The 22,238-nt window shown below is 75.3% G+C and carries 16 protein-coding genes; 13 read left to right on the forward strand and 3 right to left on the reverse strand.

Annotated features, from left to right (window positions below; all coding sequences use genetic code 11):
- The first annotated feature begins 27 nt into the window (after window positions 1-27).
- The 3 genes from hisI to ACN26Y_RS16675 are packed head-to-tail and all read left to right on the forward strand — an operon-like array spanning window position 28 to window position 2,655.
- On the forward strand, window positions 28-477 hold the full coding sequence (gene hisI / locus ACN26Y_RS16665; protein WP_155331155.1) for a phosphoribosyl-AMP cyclohydrolase: 450 nt from the start codon (window positions 28-30) through the stop codon (window positions 475-477).
- Window positions 474-2,021, forward strand: a complete 1,548-nt coding sequence (locus ACN26Y_RS16670; protein WP_155331156.1) for an anthranilate synthase component I — start codon at window positions 474-476, stop codon at window positions 2,019-2,021. The genes hisI and ACN26Y_RS16670 overlap by 4 nt, the downstream gene beginning before the upstream one ends.
- Window positions 2,022-2,076: 55 nt before the next feature.
- Entirely contained in the window at window positions 2,077-2,655 is a 579-nt protein-coding gene (locus ACN26Y_RS16675; RefSeq protein ID WP_422732981.1) for a Trp biosynthesis-associated membrane protein, read from the forward strand.
- 51 nt (window positions 2,656-2,706) lie between these two features.
- Here ACN26Y_RS16675 and ACN26Y_RS16680 read toward each other — a convergent pair whose 3' ends face one another.
- Window positions 2,707-2,964, reverse strand: coding sequence for a hypothetical protein (locus ACN26Y_RS16680; RefSeq protein ID WP_155331158.1), 258 nt, complete (start codon window positions 2,962-2,964; stop codon window positions 2,707-2,709).
- A gap of 489 nt (window positions 2,965-3,453) precedes the next feature.
- On the opposite strand from ACN26Y_RS16680, the gene trpC reads away from it, so the two are divergent.
- From trpC to trpA, 3 genes are read left to right on the forward strand one after another with little or no spacing between them, the layout of a single operon-like run.
- Window positions 3,454-4,257, forward strand: coding sequence for an indole-3-glycerol phosphate synthase TrpC (gene trpC / locus ACN26Y_RS16685; RefSeq protein WP_196255915.1), 804 nt, complete (start codon window positions 3,454-3,456; stop codon window positions 4,255-4,257).
- 29 nt (window positions 4,258-4,286) lie between these two features.
- Complete coding sequence (trpB, locus tag ACN26Y_RS16690; RefSeq protein ID WP_155331160.1) at window positions 4,287-5,522, forward strand: tryptophan synthase subunit beta; 1,236 nt, start codon at window positions 4,287-4,289, stop codon at window positions 5,520-5,522.
- A 4-nt stretch (window positions 5,523-5,526) separates the two neighbouring features.
- Window positions 5,527-6,330 carry a tryptophan synthase subunit alpha gene (gene trpA, locus ACN26Y_RS16695; protein ID WP_155331161.1) on the forward strand — a complete coding sequence of 268 codons (804 nt, stop codon included), beginning with the start codon at window positions 5,527-5,529 and terminating at the stop codon, window positions 6,328-6,330.
- 30 nt (window positions 6,331-6,360) lie between these two features.
- Here the strand turns inward: trpA and ACN26Y_RS16700 are convergent, their stop codons facing one another.
- Entirely contained in the window at window positions 6,361-6,864 is a 504-nt protein-coding gene (locus ACN26Y_RS16700) for an NUDIX hydrolase (protein ID WP_422732982.1), read from the reverse strand.
- A gap of 104 nt (window positions 6,865-6,968) precedes the next feature.
- Here ACN26Y_RS16700 and lgt point away from each other — a divergent pair, with 104 nt between their 5' ends.
- Together lgt and ACN26Y_RS16710 are read left to right on the forward strand one after the other, a co-directional pair.
- Window positions 6,969-8,159: a prolipoprotein diacylglyceryl transferase gene (lgt, locus tag ACN26Y_RS16705; protein ID WP_155331163.1), complete on the forward strand. Its 1,191-nt coding sequence runs from the start codon at window positions 6,969-6,971 to the stop codon at window positions 8,157-8,159.
- 14 nt (window positions 8,160-8,173) lie between these two features.
- Window positions 8,174-9,361: an FAD-dependent oxidoreductase gene (locus tag ACN26Y_RS16710; RefSeq protein WP_155331164.1), complete on the forward strand. Its 1,188-nt coding sequence runs from the start codon at window positions 8,174-8,176 to the stop codon at window positions 9,359-9,361.
- Between the two features lie 6 nt (window positions 9,362-9,367).
- Here the strand turns inward: ACN26Y_RS16710 and ACN26Y_RS16715 are convergent, their stop codons facing one another.
- On the reverse strand, window positions 9,368-10,213 hold the full coding sequence (locus tag ACN26Y_RS16715) for a GNAT family N-acetyltransferase (RefSeq protein WP_155331165.1): 846 nt from the start codon (window positions 10,211-10,213) through the stop codon (window positions 9,368-9,370).
- 146 nt (window positions 10,214-10,359) lie between these two features.
- Here ACN26Y_RS16715 and gltB point away from each other — a divergent pair, with 146 nt between their 5' ends.
- The 5 genes from gltB (at window position 10,360) to ACN26Y_RS16740 (ending at window position 22,065) form a co-directional block, all read left to right on the forward strand.
- Window positions 10,360-15,117 (forward strand): glutamate synthase large subunit, encoded by a 4,758-nt coding sequence (gltB, locus tag ACN26Y_RS16720; protein ID WP_155331166.1) that lies wholly within the window; start codon window positions 10,360-10,362, stop codon window positions 15,115-15,117.
- Window positions 15,110-16,618, forward strand: coding sequence for a glutamate synthase subunit beta (locus tag ACN26Y_RS16725; RefSeq protein WP_155331167.1), 1,509 nt, complete (start codon window positions 15,110-15,112; stop codon window positions 16,616-16,618). Before gltB ends, ACN26Y_RS16725 begins: the two co-directional genes overlap by 8 nt.
- A gap of 214 nt (window positions 16,619-16,832) precedes the next feature.
- Entirely contained in the window at window positions 16,833-18,284 is a 1,452-nt protein-coding gene (locus ACN26Y_RS16730) for an MFS transporter (RefSeq protein ID WP_230689021.1), read from the forward strand.
- Window positions 18,285-18,455: 171 nt separating this feature from the next.
- Window positions 18,456-19,253, forward strand: coding sequence for an SGNH/GDSL hydrolase family protein (locus ACN26Y_RS16735; protein WP_422732983.1), 798 nt, complete (start codon window positions 18,456-18,458; stop codon window positions 19,251-19,253).
- A 118-nt stretch (window positions 19,254-19,371) separates the two neighbouring features.
- On the forward strand, window positions 19,372-22,065 hold the full coding sequence (locus ACN26Y_RS16740) for a hypothetical protein (RefSeq protein WP_422732984.1): 2,694 nt from the start codon (window positions 19,372-19,374) through the stop codon (window positions 22,063-22,065).
- Window positions 22,066-22,238 lie beyond the last annotated feature (173 nt).

Genomic DNA, 22,238 nt, shown 5'->3' on the forward strand with positions numbered 1-22,238 from the left:
GTGGCGCGTACGGGAGAATGGGTGACTGTGCCCGTACCTGACGCGCCGGTGACCGGCGCCGAACGCAGCCCGGACCCGGCCGGCGGCCCGGCCCGGCCCTCCCGCCTGGACCCGGCCGTCGCCGCGCGGCTGCGGCGCACGCCGGACGGCCTGGTGGCCGCGGTGGTCCGCCAGCACGACTCCGGCGAGGTGCTGATGGTGGCCTGGATGGACGACGAGGCGTTGCACCGCACGCTGACCACCGGGCGGGCCACGTACTGGTCCCGCAGCCGCAACGAGTACTGGGTGAAGGGTGCCACCTCCGGCCACCACCAGTACGTCCGCTCGGTCGCCCTCGACTGCGACGGCGACGCCCTGCTGGTCGGCGTCGACCAGGTCGGCCCGGCGTGCCACACCGGGCAGCGCACGTGCTTCCACACCGACCTGCCGGTCACCGGCGTCGCGGGCCCCGGGGACGAGGGGCGGGTCCGGGCATGACCGACGGCACGGTGAGCCCCGACGCGGCGACCTTCGCCGAGCTGGCCGCGCGCTGGCGGGTCGTACCGGTCACCCGGCGGCTGCTCGCCGACGCCGAGACCCCGGTCGGCGTCTACCGCAAGCTGGCCGGCGGCCCGGGCACCTTCCTGCTGGAGTCCGCCGAGCAGGGCGTCGGCTCGGCGGGGCTGGCCTGGTCGCGGTACTCGTTCATCGGCGTCCGCAGCGTCGCCGCGCTGACCGAGCGCGACGGCGCCGCGGTGTGGGCGGGCCGGCCGCCCGCGGGACTGCCCACCACCGGCGACCCGGTCGCGGTGCTCCGCGAGACCGTGGCGGCCCTGGCCGGTCCGGCCGCCGACGCCGGGCTCCCGCCGCTGACCGGCGGCATGGTCGGCTACCTCGGCTACGACCTGGTCCGGCGCTTCGAGCGGCTGCCCGCCCTCACCGAGGACGACCTCGGCGTGCCCGAGCTGGGGATGCTGCTCGCCACCGACCTGGTGGTGCTCGACCACTACGACGGCTCGGCGATCCTGGTGGCCAACGCGATCCTGCCGCCACCCGACGAACCGGACCGGGAGGCCGCCGTCGCCGCGGCGTACCACCACGCCGTCGGCCGGCTGGACGCGATGACCACCGCGCTGTCGCGGCCGATCCCGCCGATGATCTCGACCGTCGACCGGGCGCCCGCCGGCGACGTGCTCTGCCGTACGCCCGAGGCGGGTTACCCGAAGGCGGTGGAGGCGGCCAAGGAGGCGATCCGGGCCGGCGAGTGCTTCCAGATCGTCCTCGCCCAGCGCTTCGAACGGCCGACCCACGCCGACCCGCTCGACGTGTACCGGGTGCTGCGCACCACCAACCCCAGCCCGTACATGTACCTGCTGCGCTTCGACGGCTTCGACATCGTCGGATCGTCACCGGAGGCCCACCTCAAGGTCACCACCGACGCCGAGGGGCAGCGGCGGGCCCTGCTGCACCCCATCGCCGGCACCCGGCCGCGCGGCGGCACCCCCGAGGCCGACGCCCGCCTCGCCGCCGAACTGCTCACCGACCCGAAGGAGCGGGCCGAGCACGTGATGCTGGTCGACCTGGGCCGCAACGACCTGGGCCGGGTCTGCCGGCCCGGCACGGTGGAGGTGCCCGAGTTCGCCACCATCGAGCGGTACAGCCACGTGATGCACATCGTCTCCACCGTCGTCGGCACCCTCCGCGACGACCGCACCGCCTTCGACGCCCTCGCCGCGACCTTCCCGGCCGGCACGCTCTCCGGCGCGCCCAAGGTGCGGGCGATGGAGATCATCGAGGAGCTGGAGCCGGTACGGCGTGGGCTGTACGGCGGCACGGTGGGCTACTTCGGCTTCGGCGGCGACCTCGACATGGCGATCGCGATCCGCACCGCGCTGATCCGCGACGGGCGCGCGTACGTCCAGGCCGGCGCGGGGGTGGTCGCCGACTCCGACCCGGCCGCCGAGGAGCAGGAGACGCGGAACAAGGCGGCCGCCGTACTCGCCGCGATCGCCGCCGCCGAGACCCTGCGGGCCGCCCGGTGAGGACGGGGAGCGCGGCCCGGCGGAGCCGCGCCGTCGCGGACGGAAGGCCGGCCCGGTGAGCGCGGCCGACACCGGCACACCCCGCGCGGCGGGCCGGCGCGAGTTGACGTACGCGGTGCTGCTCTGCGTGGCCGGCGCGGGACTCGCGGCGTGGGCGGCGACCCGCACCTGGGCGGTGGAACTGACCCCGCGCCCCGCCCCGCTGCCGCCGGTTCGCGCCGGGCGCACCGGCGCCGACCTGCTGCCCTGGCTGCCGGCGCTGGCCCTGGTCGCGCTGGCCGGCGGGGGCGCAGTGCTCGCCACCCGGGGGCGGTTGCGGCGGCTCCTCGGCGGCCTGCTGACCGGGCTGGGGGTCGCGGTGGCGGCGGGCGGCGGCTACGGGCTGGTCGCCGGGTTCGCCGGTGACGTCAGCCGGCAGTGGCCGCTGCTCTGCCTGGTCGGCGGGGTCCTCACCGCGGCGGGCGGCCTGCTGACGGCGCTGTGGGCACGGCGGTGGCCCGCGATGGGCGCCCGGTACGAGCGGCGGGCCCGGACGGTGAGCGCCGCGCGGCCGGAGCCGGGCCCGGTGACCGGCCGGCGCACCACCGAGGCGTGGGACGCGCTGGACCGGGGCGAGGACCCGACGCGGGACTGAGCGCCGGTGCCGGCCGGCGGGTCGATGCGGCCGGGCTGGCCCGGGCCGGGCTCAGCCCACCCGCTGCCGCTCGCGGGCCGCGGAACGGGCCGCCGCCAGCTCGGCCACCAGGCGATCCAGTTCGGCACGCTGGTCGGCGCGGGCCCGGTCGGCGCAGACCGCCTCCCACGCGTTGCCCCGGGCGGTGCGCATGCGTCCCTCCCCGACCACGGCGCGTTCGAGGGTGTGCACCACGCCGACGGCGAGCGACGCGACGGTACGGGAGATGGTGGTGAGGCCGATGTGCTGGTGCGGTGCGGTAGTGCTCATGATTCAACCCCGTACGGAGATGCTGTGTGACCCGGGCGGACGCCTCATCGAGTCTGCCCGAGGGACATGTTCGCCGGCTCGCGTTTCGCGCTCGTGACCGGCGCGTCAACTCTCCATCGACGGCTCTCACCTGGGAAAGGGCCGTACGGCCTTGAGCTTGCTCACAGCATCGACGGGCGTCGTCGCCGCGTCCGCGTACCGGGCGGGAGCGGTGCCAGGTCGATAGCATCGTGTCGATGTCAGGGGCGGGCGGCCGGCACCCGGCGGCGCCCCGTCGAGCGGCGTGGTGGCCGTGCGTGATCCGTCCTTCACCGAAGTCGGGCATTATGCCGCAGCCCGTTTCGTGAGGAGCGCCATACCCCCGGCGGTCCGCGCCGGGTAGCGCCCCCCTAGCATCGGCCCATGACACCCGGAGAGGGGAGTCCGTTGGTGACTGCTGAGCATGCGCACGCGGAGGGGGACGACGCCGGTGCGGCGAAGTCCGTAAGCGTGCTCGACGAGATCCTGGCCGGTGTGCGCGAGGACGTGGCCCGGCGGCAGGAGCAGGTTCCGCTGGAGCGCATCCGGGAACTGGCCGCCGCCGCCCCGCCGCCGCTGGACGCGTACGCCGCCCTGCGCAAGCCGGGCGTCGCGGTGATCGCCGAGGTCAAGCGCTCCTCGCCGTCGAAGGGCAAGCTGGCCGAGATCGCCGACCCGGCCGACCTGGCCGGCGACTACGCGGCCGGTGGGGCCCGGGCGATCAGCGTCCTCACCGAGGGCCGCTGGTTCGGCGGCTCGCTGGACGACCTCGCCGCCGTCCGCGCCGCGGTGAACATCCCGGTCCTCCGCAAGGACTTCGTCGTCTCCAGCTACCAGGTGCACGAGGCCCGGGCCCACGGCGCCGACCTGGTGCTGCTGATCGTCGCCGCCCTCGAGCAGAACGCGCTGGTCGGCCTGCTCGAGCGGATCGAGTCGCTCGGCATGACCGCGCTGGTCGAGGTGCACGACGAGGAGGAGGCCGACCGGGCGCTGGAGGCCGGTGCCCAGGTCATCGGGGTCAACGCCCGTGACCTGCGTACCCTGGAGGTCGACCGCTCGGTGTTCGAGCGGATCGCGCCCGGCCTGCCCAGCCGGGTCGTCAAGATCGCCGAGTCCGGTGTGCGGGGCCCGCACGACCTGATCCGGTACGCCTCGGCCGGCGCCGACGCGGTGCTGGTGGGCGAGGGTCTGGTCACCCAGAAGAGTCCCCGCGAGGCGGTGGCCGAGCTGGTCAACGCCGGGAACCACCCGGCGACGCCCCGCCCGGTGCGCTGAGCGCCGGGCCAGACGCGAGAGGAACCGCGATGAGCGCCGACGCGCTGGCCGCCCCGGCCGGTTCGTACCCCGACGGCACCGGCCACTTCGGCCGGTTCGGCGGCCGGTTCGTCCCCGAGGCCCTGGTGGCCGCGCTGGACGAGCTGGACGGGGCGTGGCGCACCGCGATGACCGACGAGTCGTTCCGGGCCGAGTTCGGCGCCCTGCTGCGCGACTACGCCGGCACCCCGTCGCTGCTCTACGAGGCCCGGCGCTTCTCCGCGAAGGTCGGCGCCCGCGTGCTGCTGAAGCGGGAGGACCTCAACCACACCGGCGCGCACAAGGTGCGCAACGTCCTCGGCCAGGCGCTGCTGACCAGGCGGATGGGCAAGAAGCGGGTCATCGCCGAGACCGGGGCCGGGCAGCACGGCGTCGCCACCGCCACCGCCGCCGCCCTGTTCGACCTCGAGTGCGTGGTCTACATGGGCGAGGTCGACACGCGACGGCAGGCGCTCAACGTGGCCCGCATGCGGATGCTCGGCGCCACCGTCGTGCCGGTCACCACCGGGTCGCGCACGCTCAAGGACGCGATGAACGAGGCGATGCGCGACTGGGTCGCCAACGTCGACAGCACCCACTACCTGATCGGCACCGCCGCCGGCCCGCACCCGTTCCCCGCCATGGTGCGCGATTTCGTCCGCGGCATCGGCGACGAGGCCCGCCAGCAGTGCCTCGACCTCACCGGCGCGCTGCCCGACGCGGTCACCGCCTGCGTCGGCGGCGGCTCCAACGCGCTGGGCATCTTCCACGCCTTCGTCGACGACCCGGACGTGCGCCTGTACGGCTTCGAGGCCGGCGGCGACGGGGTGGCGACCGGGCGGCACGCGGCCAGCATCACCGGCGGCTCGTCCGGGGTGCTGCACGGCACCCGCACGTACGTCCTGCAGGACGCCGACGGCCAGACCGTCGAGTCGCACTCGATCTCGGCCGGCCTCGACTACCCGGGCGTCGGCCCGGAGCACGCCTGGCTGCACGACACCGGCCGGGCGACGTACCTGCCGGTCACCGACGCCGAGGCGATGGCCGCCTTCGAGCTGCTCTGCCGCACCGAGGGGATCATCCCGGCGATCGAGAGTTCGCACGCGCTCGCCGGCACCGTCGCGATCGCCCCGAAGCTCGCCGCCGAGCTCGGGCGCGAGCCGGTCGTCGTGGTCAACCTCTCCGGCCGGGGCGACAAGGACGTGCACACCGCCGGGGAGTACTTCGGCATCCTCGACAAGGAGTGAGACTGTGAGCCGGATCGGGGTCGCCTTCGACAAGGCCCGCGCCGACGGTCGGGCGGTGCTGGTCGGCTGCATGCCCGCCGGCTTTCCGACGGTCGAGGGCAGCATCGCCGCGATGACCGCGATGGTCGAGGCCGGCGTGGACGTCATCGAGATGGAGATCCCGTACTCCGACCCGGTGATGGACGGGCCGGTCATCCAGAAGGCGAGCGACATCGCCCTGGCCGGCGGCGTCCGGGTCGCGGACGCGCTGCGCATCGTCGAGGCGGTCGCCGCGACGGGCGCCCCGGTGGTCACGATGACCTACTGGAACCCGGTCGAGCAGTACGGCGTGGACACCTTCGCCCGGGACCTCGCCGCCGCCGGCGGCACCGGCCTCATCACACCGGATCTCATCCCGGACGAGGCGCAGGAGTGGCTCGCCGCCTCCGACGCGTACGGCCTGGACCGGACGTTCCTGGTCTCCCCGTCCTCGACGGACGCCCGGCTGCGGATGACCGTCGAGCACTGCCGCGGGTTCGTGTACGCCACGGCGATCATGGGCGTCACCGGAGCGCGGGCGCAGACCTCCGAGGCCGCGCCGATCCTGGTCTCCCGGGTCCGGGAGGTCACCGACCTGCCGGTGGGTGTCGGCCTCGGCGTCGGCACCGGGGCGCAGGCCAGCACGGTCGCCGGGTACGCCGACGGCGTCATCGTGGGCAGTGCTCTGATCCGCTGCCTCCTGGACGCCCCGGACCTGCCGTCCGGCCTGACCGCCCTGCGTGCCCTGAGCAACGAACTCGCCGAAGGCGTCCGCACACCCACCCGCTGACCCGTCCGCTCCGGCCCCGGACGCGGATCGTCAGGGGCGGGTCGCGAGGGTCGTCGGGGGGACGCTCCGCGGGGCCGGAGCAGCGGGCGGCGGGGGGAAGTCGCGGACGACGCCGCTGCGGCCCGACAGGGCGTCGGTCAGGGCGGCCCGGGTGGTCGGGGTCAGCACCTCGGGCAGCGCGGCCGGATCGTGCCAGGAGAGGCGGCAGCCGCCGGTCGGGGCGCCCGCCGGAACCGAACCGACCACGCGGGCACGGAAGACGTGCACGAGCACGTCGGGCAGCGGGCCGCCCCGGCCCGCCGGCGGCGTGCCCGGCTCGGCCAGGTGGTAGAGCCCGACGAGGTCGACCACGTCGACGTCCCAGCCGGTCTCGGCCCGGATGTCCCGGTGCACCGCCCGGACCGGGCTCTCGCCGGGGCGCAGGCGCCCGCCGGGCAGCGCGTACCGGCGTTCGCCCCGGCCCTGCCGGCACAGCAGCACCCTACCGGCGCTGTCGGTGACGACGGCGGCGACGGCCCAGGTGAGCGCGCTCATGGCACCCGAGCCTACGGCGGTGGCCGCCGGAAGTCATGGAGCGGTGAGCGGGCCGGCGGACCGGGGTGCCACGGAAGGGCCGATCGGCGGTAGCCTGTGCATCCGTGACCCTCGCCTCGCAGACACCCCTGGCGGCCCTGCCCAGCCCGACCACCGCCGTGTGGCAGGTGGGCCCGGTGCCGATCCGGGCGTACGCGCTCTGCATCATCGTCGGCATCGTGGTGGCCTGCTGGGTCGCCGAGCGGCGGCTGCGCCAGCGCGGGGTCGCGCCCGGCGCGGTGCTCGACATCGCGGTGTGGGCGGTGCCGACCGGCATCATCGGTGCCCGGATCTACCACGTGGTCACCTCACCGGAGAAGTACTTCGGCACCGGCGGCGACCCGCTGAAGGCGTTCGCCGTCTGGGAGGGCGGTCTCGGCATCTGGGGCGCCGTCGCCGGCGGTGCGGTCGGCGCGTGGATCGCCGCCCGGCAGCTCGGCATCCCATTCGCGGTGGTGGCCGACGCCGTCGCACCGGGGCTGCCGCTGGCGCAGGCGATCGGCCGGCTCGGCAACTGGTTCAACAACGAGCTGTACGGGGGCCGCACCAGCCTGCCCTGGGGCCTGGAGATCCACCGGATGGACCCGGACAACCCGGGTCAGGCGCTGCGCGACGACGCCGGCCGGCCCATCCTCGAGGAGGGCCTCTACCACCCCACCTTCGCCTACGAGCTGCTGTGGAACCTGGGCGTCGCCGCCCTGGTCCTGGTCCTCGACCGCCGGCTCAAGCTGGGCCGCGGCCGGGCGTTCGCGCTCTACGTGATGGGCTACACGGCCGGCCGGTTCTGGATCGAGCTGATGCGCACCGACGAGGCGAACACGTTCTTCGGCGTACGCCTGAACGTCTGGACCGCGGCGGTGGTCTTCCTCGCCGCGCTGGTCTACTTCCTGCGGGTGCGCGGTCCCCGGGAGTACCTGGTCCCGGTCGGCGTCGCCGCGGCGACGCCCGCCCCCGAGTCGGACCTGTCCCAGGTCGACCTGTCGGCCCGCGAGGCGGGTGCCCGGCCGGTGGCCCCGGAGGGGTACCGGGTGGTCGACGAGCAGCAGTTCCGCCGCTGGCGGGAGACCGGCGAGCTGCCGCCCGAGGCGGTGGACGGGCCCGCGGCCACCGACGACGGCGACGCCCCGGCCGCCGACGACGCCACCGCGGTTGACCGGGCGCCGGAGCCGGCGCGCCAGGCGGCGACCGGCGACGCGGACGCCGGGGACGCCGGGGCGCCGGACACCGGTGCGCGCCCCGCCGACCGCGACAGCTGAGCGGGGGGCGCCGCATGCGCAGCGCGGTCGTGGTCGGAGCCGGCGTCGGCGGTCTCGCGGTCGCCGGCGCGCTGGCCCGCTCGGGGTGGCGCGTCACCCTGGTCGAGCGGGCCGACCGGATCCGTCCGGAGCCCACGGCCGTGGTGCTCTGGCCCAACGGGGTCCGCGCGCTGCACGCCCTCGGCCTCGGCGCCGGGCTGGACGCGATCGCCACGCCGCTACCCGACGGCGGGGTACGCCGCCCGGACGGCCAGTGGCTGGTGCAGCCCCGCCCCACCCCGGCCGACCGGATGCCGGTCGTGGTGCACCGGGAGGACCTGCACGACGCGCTCATCGCCGGGCTGGGTGACGGGGTCGAGCTGCGGACCGGCGTGACGGTCCGCACCGTCCGCGCCGAGTCCGGCGCCCGCCCGTCGGTCGGTGACGGGCGGCACACGATCGAGGCCGACCTGGTCGTCGCCGCCGACGGCACCGACAGCGTCGTCCGCCGGCAGCTCGCACCCGAGGCGGCCGTGGTGAGTTCCGGCTCCGCGGCCTGGCGGGCGGTGATCCCCTGGTACCGGGCGCCCCGGCTGCCCGCCGACGCCCTGCCCGCCGGCGAGGTCCTGGGCGCCGGCTACCGGTTCGTGTCGGCGTCGCTCGGTGAGCGCGGCTCCTCCGGGGCGTCCAGCCGCGGCGGGATCTACTGGGTGGCCACCGCCGCCGGCGCGCCCCGGCCGGAGCCGCCGGAGACCCAGCTCGCCCTGCTGCGCCGCTGGTACGCGGGCTGGCCCGCGCCGATCGCCGACCTGCTCGACGCCACCGACCCCGCCGACCTGGTCCAGCAGGAGATCCGCGAGCTGCGCCCGCTGCCCCGCGGGTACGGTTTCCCGGCCGGCCCGGGGGGAGCGGTGCTGCTGGGTGACGCGGCTCACGCCATGCCGCCGCACCTCGGCCAGGGCGCCTGCCTCGCCTTCGAGGACGCCGCCACGCTCGCCGTGCTGCTGCGCGAGTCGCGGCTGCCGGACGCCGTGGTCGCGTACGACCGGGTGCGCCGGCCCCGGGCGGCGACGGTGATCCGGCAGACCCGCCGCATGTCGGCGGTGCTCCAGGCCCGGGGGCGGCTCGCCCTGCGGGCCCGCGACGCCGCCCTCGGCACGCTCAGCCCGCGCCTGCTGGCCAGCGCCGCCGCGAGCGCGGCCGAGTGGCGCCCGCCGCAGTAGCTCCGGTCAGGGGACCACGGGGGCGGGTTCGGCGATGCAGGCGGTGCCGATGCGGCGGAAACCGACCCGCAGGTAGACGCGGGCGATCTCCTCGCTGCCGGCGGAGAGGAAGACCACGTCGGTGCCGGCGGCGAGCAGCGCCCGGGCCAGGGTGGCGGTGACGGCGGCGCCCAGGCCGCGACGGCGGGCGGCCGGCAGGGTGGCCACGCCGGCGATCTCGGCGACGTCGCCCACCCGCATCGCCATCCCGCTGGCCAGCGTGCCCTCCTGCGCGGTGCCGGCCAGGGCGGACAGCCGCCGGCCGTCGGCGACCCGGGCCCGCTCCTCGTCGAGCGCCGCCATGTCGAGTTCGGGGAGGGCGGCGTCGCGCTCGGCGGGGCCACCCGCACCCCGGCCGGTGCCGGGTGCCGCGAAGCCGACCGCGGCGACGGCCCGGCGGGCGGCCACCGCCGCCGCGAAGTCCGGGTCCGCCGGGTCGAGCAGCCGCACGGGTACGTCGGTGAGCGTCGCCGGGTCGGGCAGGGCGGCCGGGTCGAGCACCATCAGCGGCGCCTCGAGCACGGACAGGCCCGCCGAGCGGGCGACGGCCAGCAGGTCGGGCGTGACCTCGTGGACCCACTCGAAGGACTCCGGCAGCCCGAGTTCCCGCTGGCGCTCGCGGACGGCCGCGACGTCGGCGAGGGTGGGTGGCCCGGGGACGTCGAGGCGGGGCCGGGCGTAGAACGGCCAGCCGGCACCGTCGCGGACGAACAGCACCAGGGTGCCGTGCTCCTCGGCGAGGGCGGAGTCCCGCGGCACCGCGTCGTAGAAACGCTCCAGCCGGTCGACCGTATCCTTGCGCAGGGGATCCACCGCGCGAGACTACACGTCCCAGACTCTGGAAGGTGTGATCAATCTGCACTGGCCTTGCGCCGACCCCCCTAACGTAGACTCAAATGACCCCTGAGGGCCGACGTCGTCCCCACCGAGATCCAACCTGAGTGACGACAGGAGGCCCGGTGGCCTTTCCGTACCCGCACAGCAGCCCGCAGCAGGTCCCGCACCTCGGCCCCGGCGCGCCGGCGGCCGGGCTCTACGATCCCGCGCACGAGCATGACGCCTGCGGGGTGGCCTTCGTGGCGGACCTGCACGGCCGGCGGTCGCACGCGGTCGTGGCGAACGGGCTCGGCGCGCTCTGCCGGCTGGACCACCGGGGTGCCCGTGGCGCGGAGCCGAACACGGGCGACGGCGCCGGGATCATGATCCAGGTGCCGGACGCGTTCCTGCGCGCGGTGGTGGACTTCCCGCTGCCACCCGCCGGCGAGTACGCGACCGGCCTGGTCTTCCTGCCCGACGACGACGAGGCGGAGGCGCGCGCCCGCCGGGTGGTGGAGAAGTACGCGCTGGTCGAGGGCGCCGACGTGCTCGGGTGGCGGGACGTGCCGGTCGACCCGTCCGGCCTGGGTGAGACGGCCCTCGCGGCGATGCCCCGGGTACGGCAGCTCTTCCTCGCCGCGCACCGGCTGATCGACTCGCCGGACGGGCCGGCCGGGTCCCGCCTCGGCGGCGTCGAGCTGGAGCGGGTGGCGTTCTGCGTCCGCAAGCAGGCCGAGCGGGAGGCCGCCGAGCGCGACGTGGCGGCGTACTTCCCGTCCCTGTCCGGCCGGACGATGGTCTGGAAGGGCATGCTCACCCCGGACCAGCTGCCCGCGTTCTTCCCGGAGCTGACCGACGAGCGGGTGGAGAGCGCGATCGCGCTGGTGCACTCCCGGTTCTCGACCAACACGTTCCCGTCCTGGCCGCTGGCGCACCCGTACCGCTTCATCGCCCACAACGGCGAGATCAACACCATCCGGGGCAACCGCAACTGGATGCAGGCCCGGGAGGCGCTGCTGCGCACCCCGAACCTGCCGGGCAACATCCGCCGGATCTTCCCGGTCTGCACGCCCGCCGCCTCCGACTCGGCCAACTTCGACGAGGTCCTCGAACTGCTGCACCTGGCCGGGCGGAGCCTGCCGCACGCGGTGCTGATGATGATCCCGGAGGCCTGGGAGAACGACCCGGACATGGCCGCCGACAAGCGGGCGTTCTACCGGTTCCACGCGAGCCTCATGGAGCCGTGGGACGGGCCGGCGTCGGTGGCGTTCACCGACGGCGAGGTCGTCGGGGCGGTGCTGGACCGCAACGGCCTGCGCCCGGGCCGCTGGTGGCAGACCGCCGACGGGCTCGTCGTGCTCGGCAGCGAGGCGGGCGTGCTGGACCTGGACCCGGCCACCGTCGTCGCCAAGGGGCGCCTCCAGCCGGGGAGGATGTTCCTCGTCGACACCGTCGCCGGCCGGATCGTGCACGACGACGAGATCAAGGCGGAGCTGGCCGCGGCGCAGCCGTACGCCGACTGGCTGCACGCCGGCCTCATCGAGCTGACCGACCTGCCGGCCCGCGAGCACATCGTCTACACCCACGACTCGGTCCGCCGCCGCCAGCAGACCTTCGGCTACACCGAGGAGGAGTTGAAGATCCTCCTCGCGCCGATGGCGCGCGCCGGCGCCGAGCCGATCGGCTCGATGGGCACGGACACGCCGATCTCCCCGCTGTCCACCCGGCCGCGGCTGCTCTACGACTACTTCCACCAGCTCTTCGCCCAGGTCACCAACCCGCCGCTGGACGCGATCCGCGAGGAGTTGGTGACCAGCCTGCAGTCCACCATCGGTCCGGAGGGCAACCTGCTCGACCCGGGCCCGGCGAGCTGCCGGCAGATCGTGCTGCCGTACCCGGTGGTCGACAACGACGAGCTGGCGAAGATCCTCTCCATCGACGAGGACGGCGACCTGCCCGGCTTCAAGGCGGTCCGGGTCTCCGGGCTGTACCGGGTGCGCGAGGGCGGCGCCGGCATCAAGGCCCGCCTGACCGAGATCTGCCGGCACGTCTCCGAGGCGATCGAGGACGGCGTCCGCATCCTGGTGCTGTCCGACCGGGACTCCAACGCCGACCTGGCCCCGATCCCGTCGCTGCTGCTCACCGCGGCGGTGCACCAGCACCTGGTCCGCGAGCAGACCCGTACGCAGGTGGCGCTGATCGTCGAGTCCGGTGACTGCCGGGAGGTGCACCACGCGGCGGTGCTGATCGGGTACGGCGCGGCGGCGGTCAACCCGTACCTGGCCTTCGAGTCCGTGGAGGACATGATCTCGACGGGCGCGCTGGTCGGGGTGGAACCCGCCACGGCGGTCCGCAACTACGTCAAGGCGCTCGGCAAGGGCGTCCTGAAGATCATGTCGAAGATGGGCATCTCCACCGTGTCCTCGTACTGCGGCGCGCAGGTCTTCGAGGCGGTCGGGCTGGACACCCGCCTGGTCGAGCGTTACTTCCGGGGCACCCCCAGCAAGATCGGTGGCATCGGGCTGGGCGAGATCCACGCCGAGGTGGCCGCCCGCCACTCGCGCGCCTGGCCCGCGCCCGGCGCGGCGGCGACCGACCTGTTGGAGGTCGGCGGCGAGTACCAGTGGCGCCGCGAGGGCGAGCTGCACCTGTTCAACCCGGAGACCGTCTTCCTCCTCCAGCACGCCACCCGCAGCCGGCAGTACGACGTCTTCCGGAAGTACACCGCGAAGGTCGACGAGCTGGCCGCGAAGGCGGGGTCGCTGCGCGGCCTGTTCACGCTGCGCGCCGGCGTGCGCCCGCCGGTGCCGATCGAGGAGGTGGAGCCGGCCAGCGAGATCGTCAAGCGGTTCGCGACCGGCGCCATGTCGTACGGGTCGATCTCGGCCGAGGCGCACGAGACCCTCGCGATCGCGATGAACCGCCTCGGCGGCCGGTCCAACACCGGTGAGGGCGGTGAGGACGTCGAGCGGCTGTACGACCCCGAGCGCCGCTCGTCGGTCAAGCAGATCGCCAGCGGCCGCTTCGGTGTGACGACGGAGTACCTGGTCAACGCCGACGACCTCCAGATCAAGATGGCACAGGGCGCCAAGCCCGGCGAGGGCGGCCAGCTACCCGGCAACAAGGTCTGGCCGTGGATCGCGCGGACCCGCCACGCCACGCCCGGTGTCGGGCTGATCTCCCCGCCGCCGCACCACGACATCTACTCCATCGAGGACCTGGCGCAGCTCGTCCACGACCTGAAGTGCGTCAACCCGTCCGCGCGGGTGCACGTCAAGCTGGTCAGCGAGGTCGGCGTGGGCACGGTCGCGGCGGGCGTGGCCAAGCTCAAGGCCGACGTCATCCTCATCTCCGGCCACGACGGCGGCACCGGCGCGTCCCCGCTGAACTCGCTGAAGCACGCCGGCACCCCGTGGGAGCTGGGCCTGGCGGAGGCGCAGCAGACGCTGCTGCTCAACAAGCTCCGCGACCGGGTCACCGTGCAGGTCGACGGCCAGCTCAAGACCGGCCGGGACGTGCTGGTCGCCGCGCTGCTCGGCGCGGAGGAGTTCGGCTTCGCCACCGCCCCGCTGATCGTGGAGGGCTGCGTGATGATGCGGGTGTGCCATCTGGACACCTGCCCGGTCGGCATCGCGACGCAGAACCCGGTGCTGCGCGAGCGGTTCACCGGCAAGCCGGAGTTCGTGGAGAACTTCTTCCTCTTCCTCGCCGAGGAGGTCCGCGGGTACCTGGCCGAGCTGGGCCTGCGGTCGATCGACGAGGCGATCGGGCGGACCGAGCTGCTCGACGTCACTCCGGCGGTCGACCACTGGAAGGCTTCGGGCCTCGACCTCGCCCCGGTGCTGCACCTGCCGGACCTGCCCGAGGGCACCGCCCGGCGGGGCGTCCGCGCCCAGGACCACGGCCTGGAGCTGGCGCTGGACAACGAGCTGATCGCGCTCGCCGAGCCCGCCCTGCGGGGGTCCCGGGCGGCGGCCGGCGTCGAGGCGCGGGACGCCGCACCGGTCACCCGCGTCCGGGTCGAGGTGCCGGTCCGCAACGAGCACCGCAGCGTCGGCGCGATGCTCGGCGGTGAGGTCGTCCGCCGGCACGGCGGCGCCGGCCTGCCCGCCGACACCATCGAGTTCGACCTGCGCGGTACCGCCGGGCAGTCGTTCGGCGCGTTCCTGCCGCGCGGGGTGACCCTGCGGCTGCACGGCGACGCCAACGACTACGTCGGCAAGGGCCTCTCCGGCGGCCGGCTGGTGGTCCGGCCGGACGAGGCCGCGCCGTTCGTGGCCGCCGAGGCCGCCGGGGGCGCGCGGGCCGAGGACCAGATCATCGCCGGTAACACGATCCTGTACGGGGCCACCGCGGGCGAGGTCTTCCTGCGTGGCCGGGTGGGTGAGCGGTTCGCGGTGCGCAACTCGGGCGCGGTGGCCGTCGTCGAGGGCGTCGGCGACCACGGCTGCGAGTACATGACCGGTGGCACCGTGGTGGTGCTCGGCCCGACCGGGCGCAACTTCGCGGCCGGCATGTCCGGCGGGACGGCTTTCGTGTGGCGGCTGGACCGGCGGCGGGTGAACACCGAGCTGGTCGACCTGGCGCCGCTGCGCGAGGAGGAGCGGGCGGCGCTGCACGAGCTGGTGCAGCGGCACTTCGCCGAGACCGACTCGGCGGTCGCCGAGGAGGTGCTCAAGCGCTGGCCGGAGGCGGTGGAGGAGTTCACCGCCGTGGTGCCCCGGGACTACCGCCGGGTGCTGGAGATCATGCGGGCCGCCGAAGCCGCCGGCCACGACGTCGACGACGCGGTGATGAGCGCCTTGGCGGCGACAGCCGCCCCAGCGGCGCCGGCGGCGCCTTCCGCTGCGTCCATGCCGCCCGCCCCGCGGGTGGCCGTCCAGGAGGTGGCTCGTGCCTGACCCGAACGGTTTCCTGCGCTACGACCGGCGGCTGCCCGCGCGCCGGCCGGTGCCGGTGCGGATCATGGACTGGCGCGAGGTGTACCCGCCGGCCGGCGAGGAGCTGGTGCGTGAGCAGGCCACCCGCTGCATGGACTGCGGCATCCCGTTCTGCCACGACGGCTGTCCGCTGGGCAACCGCATCCCGGACTGGAACGACCTGGTCCGCACCGGCAACTGGGATGCCGCGGTGGAGTCGCTGCACGCCACCAACAACTTCCCGGAGTTCACCGGCCGGCTCTGCCCGGCGCCCTGCGAGGCGGCCTGTGTGCTGGGCCTCGGCGGGCAGCAGCCGGTCACCATCAAGCAGGTCGAGGTGGAGATCGCCGACGCGGCCGTGGCCCGCGGCGGGCTGCGCCCCCGGCCGGTGCCGGCGCCGACTGGGAGGTCCGTCGCGGTGGTCGGCTCCGGCCCCGCCGGGCTCGCCGCCGCACAGCAACTGGCCCGCGCCGGTCACGCCGTCACCGTGTACGAGCGCGACGACGCCCTGGGCGGCCTGCTGCGGTACGGCATCCCCGACTTCAAGCTGGAGAAGCAGCACATCGACCGGCGGCTGGCGCAGCTCGCCGCCGAGGGGGTGCGCTTCCGTACCGGGGTGAACGTCGGCGTCGACGTGACCGCGGAGCAGTTGCGCGCCGAGCACGACGCGGTGCTGCTCGCCTGCGGCGCGCTCGCCGGCCGGGACACCCCGGAGACGCCGGGCCGGGCGCTGCGCGGCGTCCACCAGGCGATGGACCACTTGGTCGCCGCCAACCGGGTGGTCGCCGCCGCCGGGGAGGGCAACCCGGCGCTCGCGGTGCTGCCCGACGGCACCCCGATCGACGCGGCGGCCAGGCACGTGGTGATCATCGGCGGTGGCGACACGGCGGCCGACTGCCTGGGTGTCGCACACCGGCAGGGCGCGGCCGGCGTGCACCAGCTCGACCTCTACCCCGAGCCGCCCCGCTCCCGGGACGAGGAGCGCGACCCGTGGCCGACGTGGCCGTGGATCCTGCGCGAGTACCCGGCCCACGAGGAGGGCGGCGAGCGCGTCTTCGCGGTGGCCGTGCAGGAGTTCGTCGACGACGGCACCGGCGCGGTGCGGGCGGTCCGCATCGCGGAGGTGACCGTGGAGAAGCGTGCCGGCCGGCGCATCGTCACCGCGCTGCCCGGCTCCGAGCGGGAGCTGCCCGCCGACCTGGTGCTGCTGGCGATCGGCTTCGAGGGGACCGAGGAGCAGCCGCTGCTCGACCAGCTCGGGGTGACCCGCAACACGCGCGGCGCGGTGGACGCCCGCCCGGACTGGCAGACCGACGTCGACGGGGTGTTCGTCGCGGGCGACATGCACCGTGGCGCCTCGCTGATCGTGTGGGCGATCGCGGAGGGCCGGGCGGCGGCGTCGGCCATCCACGCGTACCTGGGCGGCGCGGGGTCGCTGCCCGCTCCGGTGGCGCCGGCCGCGCAGCCCCTCGCAGCCCGCTGACCTCGCCGGGCGCCCCGGCTCCGGCCCGCGCAGGGCTGGGGACCGGGGCGCCGCCGTGTCCGGTTCGTGCCCGGCTGGTGCGGGCTGCCCGGACCGGCCGGTGAACCCCCTCACCAACAGTCGCCGGAAGGTTTGACGCGGGCCAGACTTGTCGCCGGCCGGACCCGGACGGGTCCGGCCTTTCGTCTGTCGCCGTCTGGCCGGGAGGGTCCTCGTGGCGCTCGGAACCACCTTCGCCGCATTGCGCCACCGCAACTACCGCATCTGGGCCGCCGCCGGGTTCGTCTCCGTCGTCGGCACCTGGATGCAGGTGCTCGGGGTCAACTGGTACGTCCTGGCCGAGACCGGCTCGGCGACGTCGATGGGGCTGGCCATCCTCCTCCAGGCGATCCCCACCCTGCTGCTCAGCGCGTGGGGCGGGGCCCTGGCCGACCGGCTGCCCGCCCGGCCGCTGCTGATCGCGGCGCAGGGCGCCCACGCGGCCCTCGCGGCCGGGCTCGCCCTGGTGGCCGTGACCGGCGCCGGCGGGCTCCCGGCCATCTACGCGATCTCGCTGGTCTCCGGGGCGGTGTCCGCGATCGAGGGCCCGATGATGGGCCGCTGGGCCTCGACGCTGGTGGACCGGGACACCCTCGGCAACGCGCTGGCCCTCGGGTCGCTCACCAACTCCGCCGGGCGGATCCTCGGCATGAGCGCGGGCGCCGTCGTGGTCGCCGCCGTCGGCCCCGCGCTGCTGTTCGCCGTCAACGCCGCGAGCTTCGTCGCGGTGGTGGTGGCGCTGTGCGCCGTCCGCGAGCGGGACCGGTACGCCCCGGAGCCGGTCGAGGCGGCACCGGACGCCGGTGGCATCCGGGCCGGCTTCCGCTACCTGCTGGGGCAGCCGGTGGTGCTGGTGGCCCTGGCCCTCTCCTTCGTACTGGGCAGTCTGGGCCGCAACTACCAGGTGACGATGGCCGCGATGAGCGACGGGCCGCTCGGCGGGGGCGCAGCCGGGTACGGGCTGCTGTCCACCGTCTTCGCCGTCGGCACCGTCGTCGGGGCGCTGGTGGCCGCGCGCCGCCGCGAGCTCGGCTACGGCGTGCTGGTCGGCGCCGGGCTGCTGGCCAGCGCCCTGCAGATCGTCGCGGGGCTGGCGCCGGGCACCCTCAGCTTCGCCGCCGTCATCCTGCCGGTGGCCGCCGCCGCGGTGGTCATCGACACCACCGTCGGCACCCGGGCCCAGCTCGACACCGACTACGTGATGCGCGGGCGGGTGCTCGGCGCCCTGGCGGTGACCGGCTCCGTGTCGGCCGCCGTCGGTGCCCCGCTGCTGGGCTGGCTCTCCGAGCACGCCGGTCCCCGGCAGACCCTGGTGCTGGCCGGCGCCGTCACCGTTGTGGCCGCCGCTGCGGCGGGGGTGGCCCTGGACCGCCTGCGGGAGCGCCGGCTGTGCAACCGGGTCGCGCGGGTGCTCGCCGTCCGCGTGCTGCGGCGTCCGGGTCGCCGGGTCGCCGGATCCGCCGCCCGGGTGGTCCGCCCGGCGTGGCTGGCCGTGGGGGACGCCCGACCGGCCGGGCACGCTGCGGTCCGGGCGCCGCGGGTCGGGCCGGGCCCGTGGTCGCGGCGGCCGGCGACGACCCGCCCGCGGAACCGCACCGGTGCCGGCTCGCCGCTGCCGGGCCGTTGACCGGACCCCGGCAGCGCCACAAACCCGGTCCGGGCAGGGGACTCCGCCGCTTAACGACTATTCACTTGATCTAAATGTTTCGATAGCATTACCGACTAGTAACAACCGTTGCACCCCTGGCCACGCGCGCGGTCACCGGGCCCCACCACCCCTGTCCTGTGGAGGTCCCTCATGCCACACCGCCCGCTGGCCCGCGCCCTGGCCGCGCTGGTCGCCGTCCTCACCGCCGTCACCGGCGCGGTGCTCGTCCCCGGCACCGCACACGCCGCGACCGTCAACTACGTCGCGCTCGGTGACTCCTACTCCTCCGGCGTCGGCGCCGGCCCGTACGACCTCTCCGGCTGCCTGCGCAGCCAGAAGTCGTACGCCCCGCTCTGGGCCACGGCCAACGCCGTGACCAGCTTCCGGTTCCCCGCCTGCGGCGGCGCCGTCACCGCCGACGTCATCAACGCGCAGGTGGGTTCCCTGAGCAGCACCACCACCCTGGTGACCATCACGATCGGCGGCAACGACGCCGGCTTCGCGGACGTGATGACCACCTGCCGGTTCGGCAGCACCTCCAGCTGCACCAACGCCGTCAACACCGCCAAGTCGTTCGCCACCACCACGCTGCCCGGCCGCCTGGACGCCACGTACGCGGCCATCCGCAACCGGGCGCCGAACGCCCGCCTGATCGTGCTCGGCTACCCGCGCCTGTTCGAGACCGGCTCCTGCGGATGGTTCGCGATGAGCAGCTACAAGCGGACGATCCTCAACGAGGCCGCCGACGTGCTGGCCACCGTCACCGCCGCCCGGGCCGCCGCGGCCGGGGCCACCTTCGCCGACACCCGCCCCTACTTCGCCGGCCACGGCGTGTGCGCCTCCGACCCGTGGATCCGCGACGTCACCGGGGTGATCGAGGCGTACCACCCGGACGCCGACGGCTACCGCCACGGCTACCTGCCGGCGCTGAACGCCGTCACCCGCTGACCCGCCCGACCCGGCGGCCGGCGGTCCACCCCGGACCGGCGGCCGCCGGTCGTCTTGCCGAGATCCGCCACACTCAGTAAACAGGACGGACACGGTAAGCCACTGCCCGGAGGTGACCATGCGGGAGTCGACCAGCCAGAAACCGCCCACCCGGGACCGGCTACCGATCGGCGGGTGGGAGTTCCTCGCGCTGCTCGCGCGCCTGCTGCCCCGGCCGCGCCGGGGCGACCGCCGGCTACCGGTCCTCTGGCTCGTCCGCCCGCCCGGCACGCCCGACGTGCTGACCCTCGTCCGCCGGTTCCTCGGGCAGGGCCCACGACGGCGCGTGCCGCACGCCGCCGTCGACGTCACGTCGCAGCCCCCCGGGACCGAGGTCCCCGCGCTCCTGCGCGACCTGCACCGGCAACTCTCGCTGGAGGCCTTCGGTGCGGCCCGCCTCCGGTTCCGGCACTACCCGCTCGCCGACTGGCTGATGCAGCAGAGCCTCAGCGTCGGCCTGGACGCCGACGAGGGCCGCTCCGCGCTGGTCCGGCGGCTGCGCGACCGCCGCGGGCCCCGGGGCGCCGCCGAGCCGCTGCCGGCCGGCGGGGACACCGTCTCGATCGCCTCGCACGTGCTGCTCTGGCTGGTGCGCCGGGCCGTGCCCGGGGCGGTGTTCCGGCTCGCCGTCTCCGGCCGGGTGCCCGTGATCGGCCGGCACTACCGCTGGTTCATGCGCCAGCAGTACCTGGCGCCCCGGCAGTCGGTCACCTTCCTCGGCTTCGCCGAGCGGCTCACCGCCGGGTGGCGCGACGGGGAGCAGCCCGACCAGGTCAACAAGCTGCTGCTGCACGCGTTCCTGGAGGACCTGCGTGAGGCGTACCGGCGGCGGCTGTGGCGCCCGGCCGACTGGCGGCGCACCGCGTACCCGGTGCTGCTGCTCGACGGCGTCGCCCCCGGCAACCTCGGGCACGTGCTGGTCCGCCTGCTGACCGACGTCCGCAACGAGACCGGGCGCAACGACCCGCTGCTCGTGGTCGCGGCCGGCGACGTGCCCCCGCCGGAGCTGGCCGAGCCGCACCCCCTCGACGAGGCCGACGAGGCGTACGACGAGTGGTCCGCGGCCCTGCCCGAGATGCGCCGGCTGCGCCGGGCGGCGGCCTGGCTGGTGGTGCTCCGGCCGGACCCGGTCGAGACCGGCCCGCCGCCGCGCGGCGGCCTGCGCCCGTTCAGCGCGCCCGAGCCGCCCTGGTGGTCCCGCCGGTTCCTGCCGGCGGCGCTGGCCGTGGTGCTGGTGGCGGCGGGTGGCACCTGGGCCGGTACCCGGTGGGGGCCCGGCTGCCACCCGTCGCTGGACGGCGGGCGGGTCGCGGTCGAGCTGGTCGACGGCGAGTGCGTCGGCTACAGCGACAGCGCGGCCCAGCTCTTCAACGACGACCCCGGCCAGGACCGGCTGCGCGCCGTCCAGCAGCGCATCTTCGCCCAGAACCGGGCCGCCGAGGAGGTGTGGCGGCGCAGCGACCGCCGCCGTCCCTACCTGACGCTGGTCTACTTCGGCACCCTCACCGGCAACCGCACCCGCGCCGACGAGGAGTCCTACGTCTCCGAACGCGAGGAGCTGGAGGGCATGGCGACCGCCCAGTACGCGCTGCTCAAGGAGTCGGCCGGCGCGGACGGCGCCGCGCTGCTGCGCGTCGTCGTCGCCAACGGCGGCCGGCAGATGCGGCACGCCGACCGGGCGGTCGCGATGCTCGCCGACCTCGCCCGCGACGACCCCACGGTGCTCGGCGTGGTCGGCATGGTGGAGAGCCGCGCCAGCACCGCGCGGGCCCTCGCCGAGCTCAACCGGATCGGCCTGCCGGTCCTCGCACCCACCCTGCCGGCCGACCGGATGGACGCCAACTCGCGCCTCTACCTCCAGGTCAGCGCGCCCAACACCGACCAGGTGCGGATGGTCGAGGCGTACGCCCGGCAGGTGCTCAAGGTCGACGAGGCGCACGTCTACTGGACGACCGGGGAGGGCAGCTCCTTCGAGAAGGACCTCTACGTGAACACCCTCGTCGACGGCCTGAAGGAACGCTTCGGCCCGCGGCTCACCCGGCTGGAGGAGTGGCGCACCGGCAAGCGGCTCACCGCCGAGTGCGGCTACGACGGCCTGCTCTTCTTCGCCGGACGCTGGTCGGAGTTCGACGGCTTCCTGCGCGCCCTGCGCGAGTGCGGCGACAACCCGCCCCGGCACCTCGTCGGCGACGACTCGGTCAACCGCTACATCGCCAACCCCGGGCTGCGCGCCGCCGCCCCGGGCAACATCCCCGTCACGTACGTGTCGAAGGCGTCGCTGGGCACCTGCACGGCGCTGCGGGCCGCGCAGGAGCGGCGCGACGAGGCCCGCGCCAGCTTCCTGACCTGGATCCAGGCCGACGACCTGCTCGACCCGCCACGCTGCCGCCCGGACCGGCCGCACCCGGTGGGGGAGCGGGTCAGCCTCGCGTACGACGCGGCGATGATGATGGTCCGCGCGGTGGAGAGCCTCGCGGCGCGGCTGCACCACGCCGACGCGGGGCAGCGGTGGGAGCCGACGGCGGTCAACCCGGTCGGCGTGCACGCCGAGGTGCTGCGGCAGAACGCCGGCACCGGCTACCCGGGCGTGTCCGGCCTGATCCGGTACCCGCCGGACTCCGGCGAGCCGGTCGACAAGCGGCTCGCGCTGCTGCGGGTCGAGCGGGTGCCCGACGTCACCGTCGAGCCGGTCGAGGTCTGGTACTGCGGCACCGCCGACCGTCCCACCGCGACACCCGCCCCCTGCGCGGCCACCCGGTCGCGACCGCGCTGACCGGCGTGTCGCGTCGCCTTCGGACTGTCCCGGCGTCCCCGGGGTCGGTTAGGGTTCTCGGCGGACCGAGGCCGGGTACCGACGCCATCACCCCGCCGCGCCGTGCGCTCCCCGAACGCACCGCGGCTCCCGCGGGAGGCGGGGACACGGCCCGAGCGGGCGAGGCGACGGGA

The organism is Micromonospora sp. WMMD558, assembly GCF_049315255.1.
Classification (GTDB): domain Bacteria; phylum Actinomycetota; class Actinomycetes; order Mycobacteriales; family Micromonosporaceae; genus Micromonospora.

Excerpts from the sequence above, each read along its gene's own strand:
- trpB (WP_155331160.1), top strand. The coding sequence starts at position 4,287 with ATGAGCGCCGACGCGCTGGCCGCCCCGGCCGGTTCGTACCCCGACGGC.
- ACN26Y_RS16740 (WP_422732984.1), top strand. The coding sequence starts at position 19,372 with ATGCGGGAGTCGACCAGCCAGAAACCGCCCACCCGGGACCGGCTACCG.
- ACN26Y_RS16700 (WP_422732982.1), bottom strand. The coding sequence starts at position 6,864 with ATGAGCGCGCTCACCTGGGCCGTCGCCGCCGTCGTCACCGACAGCGCC.
- ACN26Y_RS16680 (WP_155331158.1), bottom strand. The coding sequence starts at position 2,964 with ATGAGCACTACCGCACCGCACCAGCACATCGGCCTCACCACCATCTCC.
- ACN26Y_RS16670 (WP_155331156.1), top strand. The coding sequence starts at position 474 with ATGACCGACGGCACGGTGAGCCCCGACGCGGCGACCTTCGCCGAGCTG.
- ACN26Y_RS16735 (WP_422732983.1), top strand. The coding sequence starts at position 18,456 with ATGCCACACCGCCCGCTGGCCCGCGCCCTGGCCGCGCTGGTCGCCGTC.
- ACN26Y_RS16710 (WP_155331164.1), top strand. The coding sequence starts at position 8,174 with ATGCGCAGCGCGGTCGTGGTCGGAGCCGGCGTCGGCGGTCTCGCGGTC.